Annotated in this window: 14 protein-coding genes and 1 pseudogene; 14 read left to right on the forward strand and 1 reads right to left on the reverse strand. The window is 69.3% G+C overall.

Going from position 1 to position 16,092, the window contains the following annotated elements; all coding sequences use genetic code 11:
- The first annotated feature begins 205 nt into the window (after nt 1–205).
- Together OG624_RS23710 and OG624_RS23715 are read left to right on the forward strand one after the other, a co-directional pair.
- Nucleotides 206–616: a hypothetical protein gene (locus OG624_RS23710; protein ID WP_158711915.1), complete on the forward strand. Its 411-nt coding sequence runs from the start codon at nt 206–208 to the stop codon at nt 614–616.
- A gap of 29 nt (nt 617–645) precedes the next feature.
- The gene (locus OG624_RS23715) at nt 646–1,626 is read left to right on the forward strand and encodes a hypothetical protein (protein ID WP_371639819.1); all 981 of its coding nucleotides are present in this window, start codon (nt 646–648) and stop codon (nt 1,624–1,626) included.
- 182 nt (nt 1,627–1,808) lie between these two features.
- Here OG624_RS23715 and OG624_RS23720 read toward each other — a convergent pair whose 3' ends face one another.
- Nucleotides 1,809–2,651 carry a C40 family peptidase gene (locus OG624_RS23720; RefSeq protein WP_033224167.1) on the reverse strand — a complete coding sequence of 281 codons (843 nt, stop codon included), beginning with the start codon at nt 2,649–2,651 and terminating at the stop codon, nt 1,809–1,811.
- A gap of 849 nt (nt 2,652–3,500) precedes the next feature.
- On the opposite strand from OG624_RS23720, the gene OG624_RS23725 reads away from it, so the two are divergent.
- The 12 genes and pseudogenes from OG624_RS23725 to nuoL all read left to right on the forward strand — a co-directional run bounded on the left by OG624_RS23725 (nt 3,501) and on the right by nuoL (nt 16,091).
- Nucleotides 3,501–3,860 carry an NADH-quinone oxidoreductase subunit A gene (locus OG624_RS23725; RefSeq protein WP_030010013.1) on the forward strand — a complete coding sequence of 120 codons (360 nt, stop codon included), beginning with the start codon at nt 3,501–3,503 and terminating at the stop codon, nt 3,858–3,860.
- Between the two features lie 14 nt (nt 3,861–3,874).
- Nucleotides 3,875–4,429, forward strand: a complete 555-nt coding sequence (locus tag OG624_RS23730) for a NuoB/complex I 20 kDa subunit family protein (RefSeq protein ID WP_030162005.1) — start codon at nt 3,875–3,877, stop codon at nt 4,427–4,429.
- Nucleotides 4,372–5,154, forward strand: a pseudogene (locus tag OG624_RS23735) (NADH-quinone oxidoreductase subunit C); the annotation flags it as partial. The gene OG624_RS23730 and the pseudogene OG624_RS23735, both read left to right, overlap by 58 nt.
- Nucleotides 5,154–6,494 (forward strand): NADH-quinone oxidoreductase subunit D, encoded by a 1,341-nt coding sequence (locus OG624_RS23740; RefSeq protein WP_033224169.1) that lies wholly within the window; start codon nt 5,154–5,156, stop codon nt 6,492–6,494. The pseudogene OG624_RS23735 and the gene OG624_RS23740, both read left to right, overlap by 1 nt.
- Nucleotides 6,491–7,246, forward strand: a complete 756-nt coding sequence (nuoE, locus tag OG624_RS23745) for an NADH-quinone oxidoreductase subunit NuoE (RefSeq protein ID WP_033224170.1) — start codon at nt 6,491–6,493, stop codon at nt 7,244–7,246. Before OG624_RS23740 ends, nuoE begins: the two co-directional genes overlap by 4 nt.
- The gene (nuoF, locus tag OG624_RS23750) at nt 7,246–8,631 is read left to right on the forward strand and encodes an NADH-quinone oxidoreductase subunit NuoF (protein WP_033224171.1); all 1,386 of its coding nucleotides are present in this window, start codon (nt 7,246–7,248) and stop codon (nt 8,629–8,631) included. Before nuoE ends, nuoF begins: the two co-directional genes overlap by 1 nt.
- Nucleotides 8,628–11,132, forward strand: a complete 2,505-nt coding sequence (locus OG624_RS23755) for an NADH-quinone oxidoreductase subunit G (protein WP_371639820.1) — start codon at nt 8,628–8,630, stop codon at nt 11,130–11,132. The genes nuoF and OG624_RS23755 overlap by 4 nt, the downstream gene beginning before the upstream one ends.
- Nucleotides 11,129–12,481, forward strand: coding sequence for an NADH-quinone oxidoreductase subunit NuoH (gene nuoH / locus OG624_RS23760; RefSeq protein WP_371639821.1), 1,353 nt, complete (start codon nt 11,129–11,131; stop codon nt 12,479–12,481). Before OG624_RS23755 ends, nuoH begins: the two co-directional genes overlap by 4 nt.
- A gap of 3 nt (nt 12,482–12,484) precedes the next feature.
- Nucleotides 12,485–13,081 carry an NADH-quinone oxidoreductase subunit NuoI gene (gene nuoI, locus OG624_RS23765; protein WP_030722305.1) on the forward strand — a complete coding sequence of 199 codons (597 nt, stop codon included), beginning with the start codon at nt 12,485–12,487 and terminating at the stop codon, nt 13,079–13,081.
- Nucleotides 13,078–13,890 carry an NADH-quinone oxidoreductase subunit J gene (locus OG624_RS23770; RefSeq protein WP_033224174.1) on the forward strand — a complete coding sequence of 271 codons (813 nt, stop codon included), beginning with the start codon at nt 13,078–13,080 and terminating at the stop codon, nt 13,888–13,890. The genes nuoI and OG624_RS23770 overlap by 4 nt, the downstream gene beginning before the upstream one ends.
- Entirely contained in the window at nt 13,887–14,186 is a 300-nt protein-coding gene (nuoK, locus tag OG624_RS23775; RefSeq protein ID WP_030653455.1) for an NADH-quinone oxidoreductase subunit NuoK, read from the forward strand. The genes OG624_RS23770 and nuoK overlap by 4 nt, the downstream gene beginning before the upstream one ends.
- 9 nt (nt 14,187–14,195) lie before the next feature.
- Entirely contained in the window at nt 14,196–16,091 is a 1,896-nt protein-coding gene (gene nuoL, locus OG624_RS23780) for an NADH-quinone oxidoreductase subunit L (RefSeq protein ID WP_352164370.1), read from the forward strand.
- Nucleotide 16,092 lies beyond the last annotated feature (1 nt).

Below are 16,092 nucleotides of genomic sequence, written 5' to 3' on the forward strand. Positions count from 1 at the left end.
GGTGGGGGAGCGCGCGCCAGATAGTAGATACCTGTGGCCGGTCGGGACAAGTTACCTATCGGACAACAGATATGACTGTCCATCAGCTGAGAAAAGCCTTGAACAGGCACGGCGGTTCACTGTTGAATCCCCGCCGGGCGGAAATGCGCCACCTCCGGTCCGCCCTGAACACCCCGATTTCCACCCGAAGAGTGAGGTAAGCGTGATGGACAACGCAATGCGCAAGCTGTCGGCCGGTTGCATCGCCGTCGTTTCGGCCGGTGCCATTCTGCTGGGAGCCACGGGTCCGGCGGCCGCCTGGGGGCGCGACGGAAATCTGGAGAACCAGGAATTCGGGCTTTTCTACTGGCAGAACCAGTCGGGTTGTGTCTTCGACCTGGTGACGAGTGACGTGAACTTCAGCGACGACAAGTACCAGGGCTCCTGCTCGGCCAGCGGGAACTGGATCAACGACACCACCGAGTCCTACCGGAACCGGGACGTCTACGCCTGGAAGGTCGGCACCGACAAGGATCTGGGCGGCAACGTCGGAGAGATCCCGTCGAACTACGCGGGCAACGCCTCGGCCAACTTCAAGAACAAGATCAGCTCGGCCAAGTACACCCTCCACCCGTAATCCGGATCCGGCAGAAGGAGTTCCACGCGATGAACACCTCCCGGCGCAGCCGACCCGCCGTCCCGGTCGTCGCCCTGTTGGCGACCGCCCTCCTGGCCGGCTGCGCCGGGACCGGCGACTCCGAGGGCGGTGAACCGGAGCTCGGCCGCGTCGAGGTGAACCCGGCGACCGCCACGCTCGCCCTCCCGATGGACGCGTACACCGACACCGAGGCCGAACGGATCCGGATGGGCCAGGTCCAGCAGGCCCTGGTCTCCCGGTGCATGGCCCGCTACGGGTTCACCTACGAGGGCGTGAGATCGGCCGACGCCGCGGGCGCCGGCGTCGGCGCCAGCGCCGGGGCGGAGGACCGGCACACGTACCTCTTCGGCCTGGCCGACCCCGCGTACGCGGCGGCCCACGGGTACGACAAGTCCGCGGGCGAGGGGAGCGTGGCGAAGCCCGCCCCACCGCCGTTGAGCGACAGCGCGTACGTGGTGATGAACGGCGAGCGGCCCGGGGCCCAGGGCGGCACGGCTCCCGACGCGAACACCGAGGAGGAGGCCGCGCGGGTCGACAGCGGTCTGACGGCGGCCGGGCAGAAGGTGCCGGCCGGCGGGTGCGGGCGGGAGGGGTACCGCAAGCTGTACGCCCCGACCAAGGACAGCGTGGACCTGCTGTTCACGTTCGGGCTGGCCTCGGAGGCGCACGACCGCTCCCGGCAGGACTCCCGGGTCGTCGACGCCGTCAAGAAGTGGTCGTCATGCATGGAAAAGTCGGGATACGCCGGGATCGCATCGCCGTACGACGTCGTGGAGAAGCTGGGCCTGGAGGACGACAAGGGCGGCCCGAAAGCCGTGACGGCGGCCAAGGCCGATGTCGCGTGCAAGCGCGAGGTGAACCTCGTCGGCATCTGGGGCGCGGTCGAGAAGGCCTACCAGGAGCGGCTCGTCGAGGAGCACGCCGAGACGCTCGCGCTCTACAAGAAGCAGCGGGAGGCCCGGTTCGCGCTGGCGGCCTCACTGGGCTGAGAACGGCCGTGGACGCCCCCTGGCGGCCCGCACGGCACGAAGAACGGCCCCAGGGCCGGTACTCCACCCCCGAGCGGGGGAGTACCGGCCCTGCGGCGTGTCCTGTCGATCAGGCCGGGCTCGCGGTGTCCGGGCGACACGACACTCCTGTGCCGGGCCCGGAGCCGTGAACTGAGCGGTGCTCAGAGGACGCGGACGGCGCCCGTCGGCTTGTCGTAGCTGAGGTTGCGCTCGACGATGCCGGTGCTGGGGTTCTGCGCGCCGACGAACTTGCCGCCGCCGACGTAGATGGCGACGTGGTACGCGCTGCCCTTGGAGCCCCAGTACAGGATGTCGCCCGGCTGCAGGGCGCTCAGCGACACGGAGGTGCCGGCCGAGGACTGAGCCTGGGACATGCGCGGCAGGCTGATGCCGGCCTGGCGGTAGGCGGCCTGCACGAGACCGGAGCAGTCGAACGAGGACGGGCCGGTGCCGCCCATCACGTACGCCTTGCCGACCTGTGCGCGGGCGAAGTTGACGATGGCCGCGGCGGAGCCGGTGGCCGGGGCGGAGACGGTGCCGGAGCCCTGCGGGGCGGCGGTGCTCTTGAGCGTCGTGCGCTCGGAGCCGGAGCTGCGGCTCGAACGCTCGGCCTCGGCCTTGCGGTCGGCCTCCGCCTTCGCGGTCTTCTCGGCCTTCTCGGCGTCGGCCTTCTTCTGGGCTTCTTCCTTGGCCTGCTTCGCCTCGGCGGCGGCGCCGGTACGGGCGCTCTCCTCCTGGGCGGTCAGTTCGCCTTCGACGGCCGCGAGACGGGTGTTCTCGGCGGCCACGGTGACGGCGGAGGAGACGTCGGCTCCCAGGTCCAGGTTGAGGACCGGCATTTCGAGCGTCGTCTCGGCCACGGGCTCTGCGGACGGGGACGCGCTCGCGGTGCCGGCCATGGCCAGGGTGCTGAGGACGCCACCGGCAACTCCGGCGCGGACCGCGAGCTTCGAGGCGCTACGGCGGGGCTTCCGGTGGCTGGGTATGTGAGCGGTGTGGGACATGAGGACAACCGCTATCAGGGCGTCCGGGTTCCCTTCAAGAAACGTGGGTTGCGCCACAGTTGCGTGAGAACGGCGCGAACCGGGCGCGTCCGACTTCTTATTGACGCCGTAACGGGCGAAACGGACAGGCCCTCACAAGGCTGTGATCATGGGGTTTCGGAATTAAGTCCCAATTGATCCCTGACCTACCATCACTCCACACAGATGGCCAAGCCCTCTTTCGGAAGGCTCGATTCAGAGTGGCGCAGGTCACAGCAGCGTCACGCCATGCGGACGCTGTGCTCCTCCCGTGACCTTCCTGTGAACGTGCCGAGAGGTTCGTGAACGGAAGCACGTACTCGCGTCGTCCCGCGCGCGGCCGTCAGAAGCTTCCGTCGATCCGGCGTCTGCCCCCTCGTCGACCCCTCATTCACCCCCGCCCCCCTCGTATCCGCCCCGTGTCCACCTCGGTACGCACGGCGTCCCCCGACCGGGCGACGGCGATCCCTTTATCACCCCCGCACCCCTGTTGCCAATTTGCCTGCACGTCGAATCGTTTGATAGGGCAAGCAGCCTCCTACCTGCGGTAACGAGCTCGGATGTCACCTTTGGTGATCATGTGGATGCTTCGCGTATGAAGATCACCACTCATCGGGCTTCATGATCGTTCGTCAGGTGGTGGAGATCACAAACTCGGTGTTGCAACCCGTGTCGCAGATCACAGACGAGCAGGCATAAGATGCGCACCAGTCCGGCTTGTGAACTGCCTCACATGCAAGCGCTTGATCGAAGAGCGTGATCTTCGCGGGGTGGTTCGCGCGGCGCCGGCAGCGGTCCAACGGTCAAGGACGACTGGAAGGAGCGAGGAGCGTGAATGCGTACGCGCCCATCCTCGTGCTCGGCGCCCTCGGCGCAGGGTTTGCGATCTTCTCCGTGGTCATGGCCACGCTGATCGGCCCAAAACGGTACAACCGGGCGAAGCTTGAAGCCTACGAGTGCGGCATCGAGCCGACGCCGATGCCGGCCGGTGGCGGCCGCTTCCCCATCAAGTACTACCTGACGGCGATGCTCTTCATCGTCTTCGACATCGAGGTTGTCTTCCTCTACCCCTGGGCCGTCACCTTCGACTCCCTGGGGATCTTCGGGCTCGTCGAGATGCTGCTCTTCGTGCTCACCGTCTTCGTCGCCTACGCCTACGTGTGGCGCCGCGGCGGCCTGGAATGGGACTGAGGGGCTGAATTTCCATGGGACTGGAAGAGAAGCTGCCGAGCGGCTTTCTGCTGACCACCGTCGAACAGGCCGCGGGATGGGTGCGCAAGTCGTCCGTCTTCCCGGCCACCTTCGGTCTGGCCTGCTGCGCCATCGAGATGATGACCACCGGAGCGGGCCGGTACGACCTGGCCCGCTTCGGCATGGAGGTCTTCCGCGGCTCCCCGCGCCAGGCCGATCTGATGATCGTGGCCGGGCGGGTCAGCCAGAAGATGGCGCCGGTGCTGCGGCAGGTGTACGACCAGATGCCCGCTCCCAAATGGGTCATCTCCATGGGGGTTTGCGCATCTTCGGGCGGAATGTTCAACAACTACGCGATCGTCCAGGGCGTCGACCACATCGTGCCGGTGGACATCTACCTGCCCGGCTGCCCGCCCCGCCCCGAGATGCTGATGGACGCGATCCTCAAGCTCCACCAGAAGATCCAGGGCGGAAAGCTCGGCGTGAACCGGGAAGAAGCGGCCCGTGAGGCGGAGGAGGCGGCCCTCAAGGCCCTCCCCACCATCGAGATGAAGGGGCTGCTCCGGTGAGCGAGACCCAAGAGCCGGAGAACGGCAGCAACGGCAGCAACGTCCCTGCGCCGCGTGACCAGGGCCCCGAGGTCATCGGCGTCCGCAAGGGCATGTTCGGTGCCGCGGGCGGCGGGGACACCAGCGGCTACGGCGGCCTGGTGCGGACCGTGGCCCTGCCCGGCGCGACGAGCCGGCCCTACGGCTCCTACTTCGACGAGGTCGCCGACGAGCTCGAAGGCGCCCTGGAGGAGCAGGACCTGCTCCCCGGGAACGCCATCGAGAAGACGGTGGTCGACCGGGGTGAACTCACCTTCCACATCGCCCGCGAGCACCTCGTCCGGGTCGCGCGCGTCCTGCGCGACGACCCCGCCCTGCGCTTCGAGCTCTGCACCGGCGTCTCCGGAGTGCACTTCCCCGGGGACAAGGGCCGCGAGCTGCACGCCGTCTACCACCTGCGCTCGCTCACGCACGGCCGGATCCTGCGGCTGGAGGTGTCCGTCCCGGACAGCGACCCGCACGTTCCCTCGCTCGTCGCCGTCTACCCGACCAACGACTGGCACGAGCGCGAGACGTACGACTTCTTCGGCCTGATCTTCGACGGGCACCCGGCCCTCACCCGGATCATGATGCCGGACGACTGGCAGGGCTTCCCGCAGCGCAAGGACTACCCGCTCGGCGGCATCCCCGTCGAGTACAAGGGCGCCCAGATCCCGGCTCCCGACCAGCGGAGGTCGTACAGCTGATGTCCACGTCAAACAACGCCTCCGCCGATCACGCCGCCGCGCGCGAGACGACCGAGGGCACCGTCTACACCGTCACCGGCGGCGACTGGGACGAGATCGTCCGGTCCGCGGCCAAGGCCGACGACGAGCGGATCGTCGTCAACATGGGTCCGCAGCACCCGTCCACCCACGGAGTGCTGCGCCTGATCCTGGAGATCGACGGCGAGACGGTCACCGAGGCCCGCTGCGGCATCGGGTACCTGCACACCGGCATCGAGAAGAACCTCGAATTCCGGAACTGGACGCAGGGCACCACCTTCGTGACGCGCATGGACTACCTGACGCCGTTCTTCAACGAGACGGCGTACTGCCTCGGCGTCGAGAAGCTCCTCGGCATCACCGACCAGATCCCGGACCGCGCCACCGTCATCCGCGTCCTGCTGATGGAACTCAACCGGCTCTCCTCCCACCTGGTGTGCATCGCCACCGGCGGCATGGAGCTGGGCGCGACCACGATCATGATCTACGGCTTCCGCGACCGCGAGCTGATCCTCGACATCTTCGAGCTGATCACCGGACTGCGCATGAACCACGCGTTCGTCCGCCCCGGCGGCCTCGCGCAGGACCTGCCCCCGGGCGCCGTCGACCAGCTGCGCGAGTTCGTCAAGACCATGAAGAAGAACCTGCCGGAGTACGACAAGCTCGCCACCGGCAACCCCATCTTCAAGGCCCGCATGCAGGACGTCGGCTACCTCGACCTCACCGGCTGCATGGCGCTCGGCGCCACCGGCCCGATCCTGCGCTCCGCCGGCCTGCCGCACGACCTGCGCAAGTCGGACCCGTACTGCGGCTACGAGAACTACGAGTTCGACGTGCCGACCACCGAGAGCTGCGACTCCTACGGGCGCTTCCTGATCCGCCTGGAGGAGATGCGCCAGTCGCTGCGGATCGTCGAGCAGTGCCTGGAGCGCCTGGAGCCCGGACCGGTGATGGTCGCCGACAAGAAGATCGCCTGGCCGGCGCAGCTCGCCATGGGCCCCGACGGCCTCGGCAACTCGCTCGACCACATCAGGAACATCATGGGCACCTCCATGGAGGCCCTCATCCACCACTTCAAGCTGGTGACCGAGGGCTTCCGGGTCCCGGCCGGCCAGGCGTACGCGGCCGTCGAGTCCCCCAAGGGCGAGCTCGGCGTGCACGTCGTCTCCGACGGCGGCACCCGCCCCTACCGGGTCCACTTCCGCGACCCGTCCTTCACCAACCTGCAGGCCATGGCAGCGATGTGCGAGGGCGGCCAGGTCGCCGACGTCATCGTCGCCGTCGCCTCCATCGACCCCGTGATGGGAGGCGTCGACCGATGACCGCCAGTCCTTCGAACCAAGGGGTCTCGCTGGGCATGCCCCAGCTGCCGGCCCCCGACTTTCCGGCGGAGGTACGCGAGCGCCTCGAAGCCGACGCCAAGGAAGTCATCGCGCGCTACCCCGACAGCCGCTCCGCGCTGCTGCCGCTGCTGCACCTGACCCAGTCCGTCGAGGGCTACGTCTCGCGCACCGGCATCCGGTTCTGCGCCGAGGTGCTGGGCCTGACCACCGCCGAGGTCACGGCCGTGGCGACCTTCTACACGATGTACCGGCGGGGGCCCTCCGGCGACTACCAGGTCGGCGTCTGTACGAACACCCTGTGCGCGGTGATGGGCGGCGACGCCATCTTCGAGGAGCTCAAGGAGCACCTCGGCGTCGGCAACAACGAGACCACCCCCGACGGCAAGGTCACCCTCGAACACATCGAGTGCAACGCGGCCTGCGACTTCGCCCCCGTGGTGATGGTCAACTGGGAGTTCTTCGACAACCAGACCCCCCAGTCCGCCAAGGCCATGGTCGACGACCTGCTGGCCGGCCGCGAGGTCTCGCCGACCCGGGGCGCCCCGCTGTGCACGTACAAGGAGACCGCCCGGATCCTGGCCGGCTTCCCGGACGAGCGCGAGGGCGCGGTCGAGGCGACCGGCGGCGCCGGCCCCGCCTCCCTGATCGGGCTGCGCATCGCGCGCGGCGAATCCGCGCACACCCCGATCGTCCACCCGCGCGGCGAGGCCACCACCGAGGGAGGGGAGTGATGTCGGTGTCTTCCGAACTGAGCAACGGCGGCAACGGGGGCACCTCCCACCCGGAGACCGGCGGAGGGACCAGCCCGGAGAAGCTCCTCGCCCCCGTGCTGTCCTCCTTCTGGGACGAGCCGCGGTCGTGGACGCTGGAGACCTACCTGCGGCACGAGGGGTACGAGGGCCTGCGCAAGGCCCTCGCGATGACCCCGGACGACCTCATCGCCTACGTGAAGGACTCGGGCCTGCGCGGCCGCGGCGGCGCCGGCTTCCCCACCGGGATGAAGTGGCAGTTCATCCCGCAGGGCGACGGCAAGCCGCACTACCTCGTGGTGAACGCGGACGAGTCGGAGCCGGGAACCTGCAAGGACATCCCCCTCCTCTTCGCCAACCCGCACTCCCTCATCGAGGGAATGATCATCGCCTGCTACGCGATCCGCTCGGAGCACGCCTTCATCTACCTGCGCGGGGAGACGGTGCCCGTACTGCGGCGCCTGCACGAGGCCGTGCGCGAGGCGTACGCGGCCGGATACCTCGGCAAGGACATCGACGGCAGCGGGCGCAACCTCGACATCACGGTGCACGCGGGCGCGGGCGCCTACATCTGCGGCGAGGAGACGGCGCTGCTCGACTCGCTCGAAGGGCGGCGCGGCCAGCCCCGGCTGCGTCCCCCCTTCCCGGCGGTCGAGGGGCTCTACGCGTGCCCCACTGTCGTCAACAACGTGGAGTCCATCGCCTCGGTTCCCGCGATCCTGAACAAGGGCAAGGACTGGTTCAAGTCCATGGGGACCGAGAAGTCCCCCGGCTTCACGCTGTACTCGCTCTCCGGACACGTCGTCGGCCCCGGCCAGTACGAGGCCCCGCTCGGCATCACCCTGCGCCAGCTCCTCGACATGAGCGGCGGCATGCGCCCCGGGCACCGGCTGAAGTTCTGGACCCCGGGCGGTTCCTCCACCCCGATGTTCACGGACGAGCACCTCGACGTCCCGCTCGACTACGAGGGCGTGGGCGCCGCCGGCTCGATGCTCGGCACCAAGGCCCTCCAGTGCTTCGACGAGACGACGTGCGTGGTGCGGGCCGTGACCCGGTGGACCGAGTTCTACGCCCACGAGTCCTGCGGCAAGTGCACGCCGTGCCGCGAAGGCACGTACTGGCTGGTCCAGCTGCTCCGCGACATCGAGGCCGGTCTGGGCGTCATGTCCGACCTCGACAAGCTGAACGACATCGCCGACAACATCAACGGCAAGTCCTTCTGCGCGCTCGGCGACGGCGCTGCCAGCCCGATCTTCTCCTCGCTCAAGTACTTCCGCGAGGAGTACGAGCAGCACATCACGGGCAAGGGCTGCCCCTTCGACCCCAGGAAGTCGACCCTCTGGGCCGACACGGAGGTGAACGCATGACCGTCACCACTCCAGCGGCCTCCGGGGGCGGAGCGGCGGTTCCACCCGAGAACACCGTCTCGCTGACCATCGACGGGGTCGAGCTGTCCGTGCCCAAGGGCACCCTCGTCATCCGGGCCGCCGAGCAGCTCGGCATCGAGATCCCCCGGTTCTGCGACCACCCCCTCCTCTCCCCGGCCGGCGCCTGCCGCCAGTGCATCGTCGAGGTGGAGGGCCAGCGCAAGCCGATGGCCTCCTGCACCATCACCTGCACCGACGGCATGGTCGTCAAGACCCAGCTGACCTCCGAGGTCGCCGACAAGTCCCAGCGCGGGGTGATGGAGCTGCTGCTCATCAACCACCCGCTGGACTGCCCCGTCTGCGACAAGGGCGGCGAGTGCCCGCTGCAGAACCAGGCGATGTCGCACGGCAACGCCGAATCGCGGTTCGAGGGCAAGAAGCGCACCTACGAGAAGCCGGTCCCCATCTCCACCCAGGTGCTGCTGGACCGCGAGCGGTGCGTGCTGTGCGCGCGCTGCACCCGCTTCTCCAACGAGATCGCCGGCGACCCGATGATCGAGCTGCTGGAACGCGGCGCGCTCCAGCAGGTCGGCACCGGCGAGGGCGACCCCTTCGAGTCGTACTTCTCCGGCAACACCATCCAGATCTGCCCGGTCGGCGCCCTCACCTCGGCCGCCTACCGGTTCCGCTCCCGCCCCTTCGACCTCGTCTCCTCCCCGAGCGTGTGCGAGCACTGCGCGGGCGGCTGCGCGACCCGCACCGACCACCGCCGCGGCAAGGTCCTGCGCCGGCTCGCCGCCGAGGACCCCGAGGTCAACGAGGAGTGGCTCTGCGACAAGGGCCGCTTCGGGTTCCGCTACGCGCAGCGCCCGGACCGGCTGACCACCCCGCTGGTGCGCAGCGCCGCCGGGCAGCTGGAGCCGGCGAGCTGGCCCGAGGCCCTGGAGGCCGCGGCGAACGGACTGGCCGCCGCGCGCGGCCGGGCCGGGGTGCTGACCGGCGGCCGGCTCCCCGTCGAGGACGCCTACGCCTACGCCAAGTTCGCCCGGGTGGTGCTCGACACCAACGACATCGACTTCCGGGCCCGCGTGCACAGCGCCGAGGAGGCCGAGTTCCTGGCCTCGGAGGTCGCCGGGTACGGGGTCGACCTCGGCGGCCAGTGGCTCTCGTACACCGGCTTGGAGGCGGCCCCGGCGGTGCTGCTCGTCGGCATCGAGGCCGAGGAGGAGGCCCCCGGCGTCTTCCTGAGGCTGCGCAAGGCCCACCGCAAGCACAAGCAGCGGACCTTCTCCGTCGCCCCCTTCGCCACCCGCGGCCTGGAGAAGGCCGGCGGCCGCCTGCTGGCCGCCGCTCCCGGCACCGAGCCCGAGTGGCTCGACGCGCTGGCCTCCCGGACCGGCCTGGAGACCGGGGGCGCCGAGGCCGCCGAGGCGCTGCGCCTGCCCGGCGCGGTCATCCTCGTCGGGGAGCGCCTCGCCGGGGTGCCGGGCGCGCTGACCGCGGCCGTACGAGCCGCCGGCGTCACCGGGGCCACCTTGGTGTGGATCCCGCGCCGGGCCGGTGAGCGGGCCGCCGTCGAGGCGGGCGCGCTGCCGTCCCTGCTGCCGGGCGGCCGACCGGCCACCGACCCGCGGGCCCGCGACGAGGTCGCCACCGCCTGGGGCCTGGACGAACTCCCGCACCGCTACGGCCGCGACACCGGCCAGATCGTCGAGGCCGCGGCCACCGGGGAGCTCTCGGCCCTGCTGATCGCGGGCGTCGAGGTCACCGACCTGCCGGACCCGGCCCGCGCGCGGACCGCCCTCCAGGAGGCCTTCGTGATCTCCCTGGAACTGCGGCCCAGTGAGGTCACCGAGCACGCGGACGTGGTCCTCCCGGTCGCCGCGGTGGCCGAGAAGGCGGGCGCCTTCATCAACTGGGAGGGCCGGGTCCGGCCGTTCGAGGCCGCCCTCAAGCCCGATCAGATGACCCGCCGGCTCGCCCCGGCCGACGCCCGCGTGCTGCACATGCTGGCCGACGCCGCCGACCGGCCGATCGCCCTGCCCGACGTGCACGCCGTACGCCGGGAGATCGACCGGCTCGGCCCGTGGACCGGGGAGCGGGCCGCCGCACAGAGCGCGGACATCGTGCCCCAGCCCCGCCCCGGCATCGGCGAGGCGGTTCTCGCGGGCCACCGGCTGCTGCTGGACCTCGGCCGGCTCCAGGAGGGCGACGACGCCCTGGCCGGCACCCGGCACGAGGCGAGCGCCCGGCTGTCGGCCGCCACGGCCGCCGAGACCGGCGTCAAGGACGGCGACGTCCTCGCGGTCACCGGCCCGGCCGGCTCCGTGGAACTCCCGCTCCGGATCACCGAGATGCCCGACCGCGTGGTCTGGCTCCCGCTGAACTCCACCGGCTCCGGCGTCCTCGCCGACGCCGGCGCCCGCCCGGGCACCCTCGTACGCATCGGCCCCGCGACCCCGGCCGGCGCAGGCGACACCACTGCGGAGGTGGGCGCGTGAACACCGTTCAACTCGCTGCCGAGGACCTGTCCCTGTTCGGCAAGGACGTCTGGTGGCTCGTCGTCGTCAAGGCGGTGTTCTGCTTCGCCTTCCTGATGGTGACGGTGCTGTTCTCCATCGTGTGGGAACGCAAGGTCGTCGCCTGGATGCAGCTGCGCATCGGCCCGAACCGGCACGGCCCCTGGGGCATGCTCCAGTCGCTCGCCGACGGCGTGAAGCTGATGCTCAAGGAAGACCTGATCGTCAAGCGGGCCGACAAGGTCGTCTACGTCCTGGCCCCGATCATCGCGGCGATCCCGGCCTTCATGGCCATCGCGGTGATCCCCTTCGGGCCGCCGGGCGACGAGGTCTCCATCTTCGGCCAGCGCACCACGATGCAGCTGACCGACCTGCCGATCGCGATGCTCTACATCCTCGCGGTGGCCTCGGTCGGCATCTACGGCATCGTGCTGGCCGGCTGGTCCTCCGGCTCGACCTACCCGCTCCTCGGCGGCCTGCGCTCCTGCGCGCAGATGATCTCCTACGAGATCGCGATGGGCGCGGCCTTCGCCTCGGTCTTCCTCTACTCCGGGTCGATGTCGACCTCGGCGATCGTCGAGGCGCAGGCGGACCGCTGGTTCATCGTCCTGCTGCCGGTGTCCTTCATCATCTACGTCGTCACGATGGTCGGCGAGACGAACCGCGCCCCCTTCGACATGCCGGAGTCCGAGGGCGACCTGGTCGGCGGCTTCAACACCGAGTACTCGTCCATCAAGTTCGCGCTGTTCATGCTGGCCGAGTACGTCAACATGGTCACCGTCTCGGCGGTCTCGGTCACCCTCTTCCTGGGCGGCTGGCGGGCCCCGTACCCGATCAGCTCCTTCTGGGAGGGCGCGAACCACGGCTGGTGGCCGATCCTCTGGTTCGTCCTCAAGGTGCAGCTGCTGCTGTTCTTCTTCATCTGGCTGCGCGGCACGCTGCCCCGCGTCCGCTACGACCAGCTGATGAAGCTCGGCTGGAAGGTCCTGATCCCCGTCTCGGTGGTCTGGCTGATGCTGGTGGCCACCGTCCGGGCGCTGCGCAACGAGGCGTACGACTTCAGCGAGATCGTCCTGTACGTCGGCGGTGCCGTCGTGGCGATCCTGCTCCTCTCCTTCGTCGCGGACGTCTTCCGCGACAAGCGGGAGAAGACGGCGGCCGCCGAGGTGGCGCACGACGCCGAGCCCTTCGACCCGCTGGCGGGCGGATTCCCCGTACCGCCCAAGCCCGGCCAGCACCTGGCACCCGTACCGCGCAGGCGGTCCCGCACCGAGCGCGAGCTGATTGTCAGTGGTGGGACGAATACTGACAGTGACCGAGAGGAGGCTTGAGAGATGTCCGACGAGAAGTGGCAGAACCCGGTGGCGGGCTTCGGCGTGACCTTCAAGGCCATGTTCAAGAAGCGCCTCACCGAGCAGTACCCGGAACAGCAGAAGACGACCGCGCCGCGCTTCCACGGACGGCATCAGCTCAACCGGCACCCCGACGGTCTGGAGAAGTGCATCGGGTGCGAGCTGTGTGCCTGGGCCTGTCCCGCCGACGCCATCTACGTGGAGGGCGCGGACAACACCGAGGAGGAGCGCTACTCCCCGGGTGAGCGGTACGGCGCCGTCTACCAGATCAACTACGCCCGCTGCATCCTGTGCGGGCTGTGCGTCGAGGCGTGCCCGACGAGGGCGCTGACCATGACGAACGAGTTCGAACTGGCCGACTCCAGCCGCGAATCGCTCATCTACACCAAGGAGCAGCTGCTCTCCGGTCTGACCGAGGGCATGGTCGAGGCACCGCACTCGATCTTCCCCGGCACGGACGACACCGACTACTACCGCGGACTGGTGACCGGGGCCGCCCCGGGCACCGTCCGGCAGGTCGCCGTCTCCAAGGGCGAGGTCGCCCCGGAGAACGGGCAGTCCGAGGAGGTCGACGCATGAGCGCCCTCGCCGCCTCCGCGACCATGACCTCCACGGGCGAGGCGATCCAGTTCTGGATCCTCGGCTCGGTCGCCGTCATCGGCGCCCTGGCCACGATCCTGATGAAGAAGGCCGTGCACAGCGCCCTCAGCCTGGCCGGGACGATGATCATCCTGGCCGTGTTCTACCTCGCCAACGGGGCGTACTTCCTGGGCGTCGTCCAGGTCATCGTCTACACCGGCGCGATCATGATGCTCTTCCTCTTCGTGGTCATGCTCGTCGGCGTCACCGCCGCCGACTCCCTGAAGGAGACCATCAAGGGGCAGCGCTGGATGGCCCTCCTGTGCGGGCTCGGCTTCGGCGTCCTGCTGATCGGCGGCATCGCCAACGCCGGGCTCACCCACTTCAACGGGCTCGGCCGGGTCAACTCCGGCGGGCACATCGAGGGCCTGGCGCAGCTGATCTTCACCAAGTACGTCTTCGCCTTCGAGATCACCGGCGCGCTGCTGATCACCGCGTCCGTCGGCGCGATGGTGCTCACCCACCGCGAGCGCACCGAACGGGCCGCCACCCAGCGCGAACTCGCCGAGAAGCGGGTCCGCGAGGGTGTCCAGCTCCCGCCGCTGCCGGCGCCCGGCGTCTACGCCCGGCACAACGCGGTGGACGTCGCCGGTCTGCTGCCGGACGGCACCCCGTCCGAGCTGACCGTCAACCGGACGCTGCGCGCCCGGGGCCAGATCCGGGACGTCTCCAGCCAGGCGCTCGACGACCTCAAGGCACTGGAGCAGGCCTCGTCGGAGCGCCTCGGCCGTGAGGAGGCCTCGAAGTGAATCCGGTCAACTACCTGTACCTGGCGGCCCTGCTGTTCACCATCGGTGCCACCGGGGTCCTGATCCGCAAGAACGCGATCGTGCTGTTCATGTGCGTCGAGCTGATGCTCAACGCCTGCAACCTCGCCTTCGTCGCGTTCTCCCGGATGCACGGCAACCTCGACGGCCAGATCATCGCGTTCTTCACGATGGTCGTCGCCGCCGCGGAGGTCGTGGTCGGCCTGGCGATCATCGTGTCGCTGTTCCGTACCCGCCACTCGGCCTCGGTCGACGACGCCAGCCTGATGAAGCTGTAAGGGGTCGCTGTGGAGAACCTGATTGCGCTGCTGGTGGCAGCGCCCCTGCTCGGAGCGGTGGTGCTGCTCTGCGGCGGCCGACGCCTCGACAAGGTCGGTCACTGGATCGGCACTTCGCTCGCGGCCGTCTCCTTCGGGATCGGCGTCGCCCTGTTCGCCGACATGCTGGGGCGCACGGCCGAGGACCGGACGCTGACCCAGAAGCTGTACACCTGGATCCCCGTCGAGGGCTTCCAGGCGGACATGGCCTTCCAGCTGGACCAGCTGTCGATGACCTTCGTCCTGCTGATCACCGGGGTGGGCACGCTCATCCACGTGTACTCGATCGGGTACATGGAGCACGACGAGCGCCGCCGCCGCTTCTTCGGCTACCTCAACCTGTTCGTCGCCGCGATGCTGCTCCTGGTCATCGCCGACAACTACCTGCTGCTGTACTTCGGCTGGGAGGGCGTGGGCCTCGCCTCGTACCTCCTGATCGGCTTCTGGCAGCACAAGCCCAGCGCGGCCACCGCCGCGAAGAAGGCCTTCCTGGTCAACCGCGTCGGCGACATCGGCCTGTCGATCGCGATCATGCTGATGTTCACCACCTTCGGGACCTTCACCTTCGGGCCGGTCCTCGCCTCGGTGGGCGAGACCTCCGAGGGCACGCTGACGGCGATCGGCCTGATGCTGCTGCTGGCCGCCTGCGGCAAGTCGGCGCAGGTCCCGCTGCAGTCCTGGCTCGGGGACGCGATGGAGGGCCCGACCCCGGTCTCGGCCCTCATCCACGCGGCCACCATGGTGACGGCGGGCGTGTACCTGATCGTCCGCTCGGCCGCCATCTTCAACGGGGCGCCGGACGCCCAACTGGTGGTCACCGTCGTGGGCGCGGTCACGCTGCTCTTCGGTGCGATCGTCGGTTGCGCGAAGGACGACATCAAGAAGGCCCTGGCGGGCTCGACGATGTCGCAGATCGGCTACATGATCCTCGCCGCGGGCCTCGGCCCCATCGGCTACGTCTTCGCGATCATGCACCTGGTGACGCACGGCTTCTTCAAGGCAGGCCTCTTCCTCGGCGCGGGTTCCGTGATGCACGGGATGAACGACGAGGTCGACATGCGCAAGTACGGGGCCCTGCGGAAGTACATGCCGGTCACCTTCGTGACCTTCGGCCTCGGGTACCTGGCCATCATCGGCTTCCCGGGCCTGTCGGGCTTCTTCTCCAAGGACATGATCATCGAGGCGGCCTTCGCGAAGGGTGGCACCGAGGGCTGGATCCTGGGCGGAGTGACCCTGCTGGGCGCCGGCATCACCGCCTTCTACATGACCCGCGTCATGCTCCTCACCTTCTTCGGCGAGAAGCGCTGGCAGCCGGACGCGGAGGGCCACCCGCCGCACCCGCACGAGTCCCCGAAGTCGATGACGATCCCGATGGTGATCCTGGCCTTCGGGTCGGTCTTCGCCGGCGGATTCTTCGAGATCGGCGAACGCTTCCTGAAGTGGCTGGAGCCCGTCACCGGTTACGAGCACGGCGACCCGCCGGTCAGCGCCATGACGATCACCGCGGCCACCATGGTCGTCCTGCTCGTCGGCGTCGGCATCGCCTGGGCCATGTACGGCCGTAAGCCCGTCCCGGTCGTCGCCCCGCGCGGCTCGCTCCTCACCCGGGCGGCCCGCAAGGACCTCTACCAGGACGACTTCAACCACGTCGTGCTGGTCCGCGGCGGGGAGCACCTGACCCGCTCGCTCGTGTACCTCGACCACAGCGTGGTCGACGGGGTGGTCAACGGGACGGCCGCCTCGGTCGGCGGGCTCTCGGGCCGCCTGCGCAAGCTGCAGAACGGCTACGCCCGCAGCTACGCGGTCTCGATGTTCGGGGGCACGGTGGTCCTGATCGCCGCGACCCTGCTGATGAGGGCGGTGTGAA

This window comes from Streptomyces virginiae (genome assembly GCF_041432505.1).
Classification (GTDB): domain Bacteria; phylum Actinomycetota; class Actinomycetes; order Streptomycetales; family Streptomycetaceae; genus Streptomyces; species Streptomyces virginiae_A.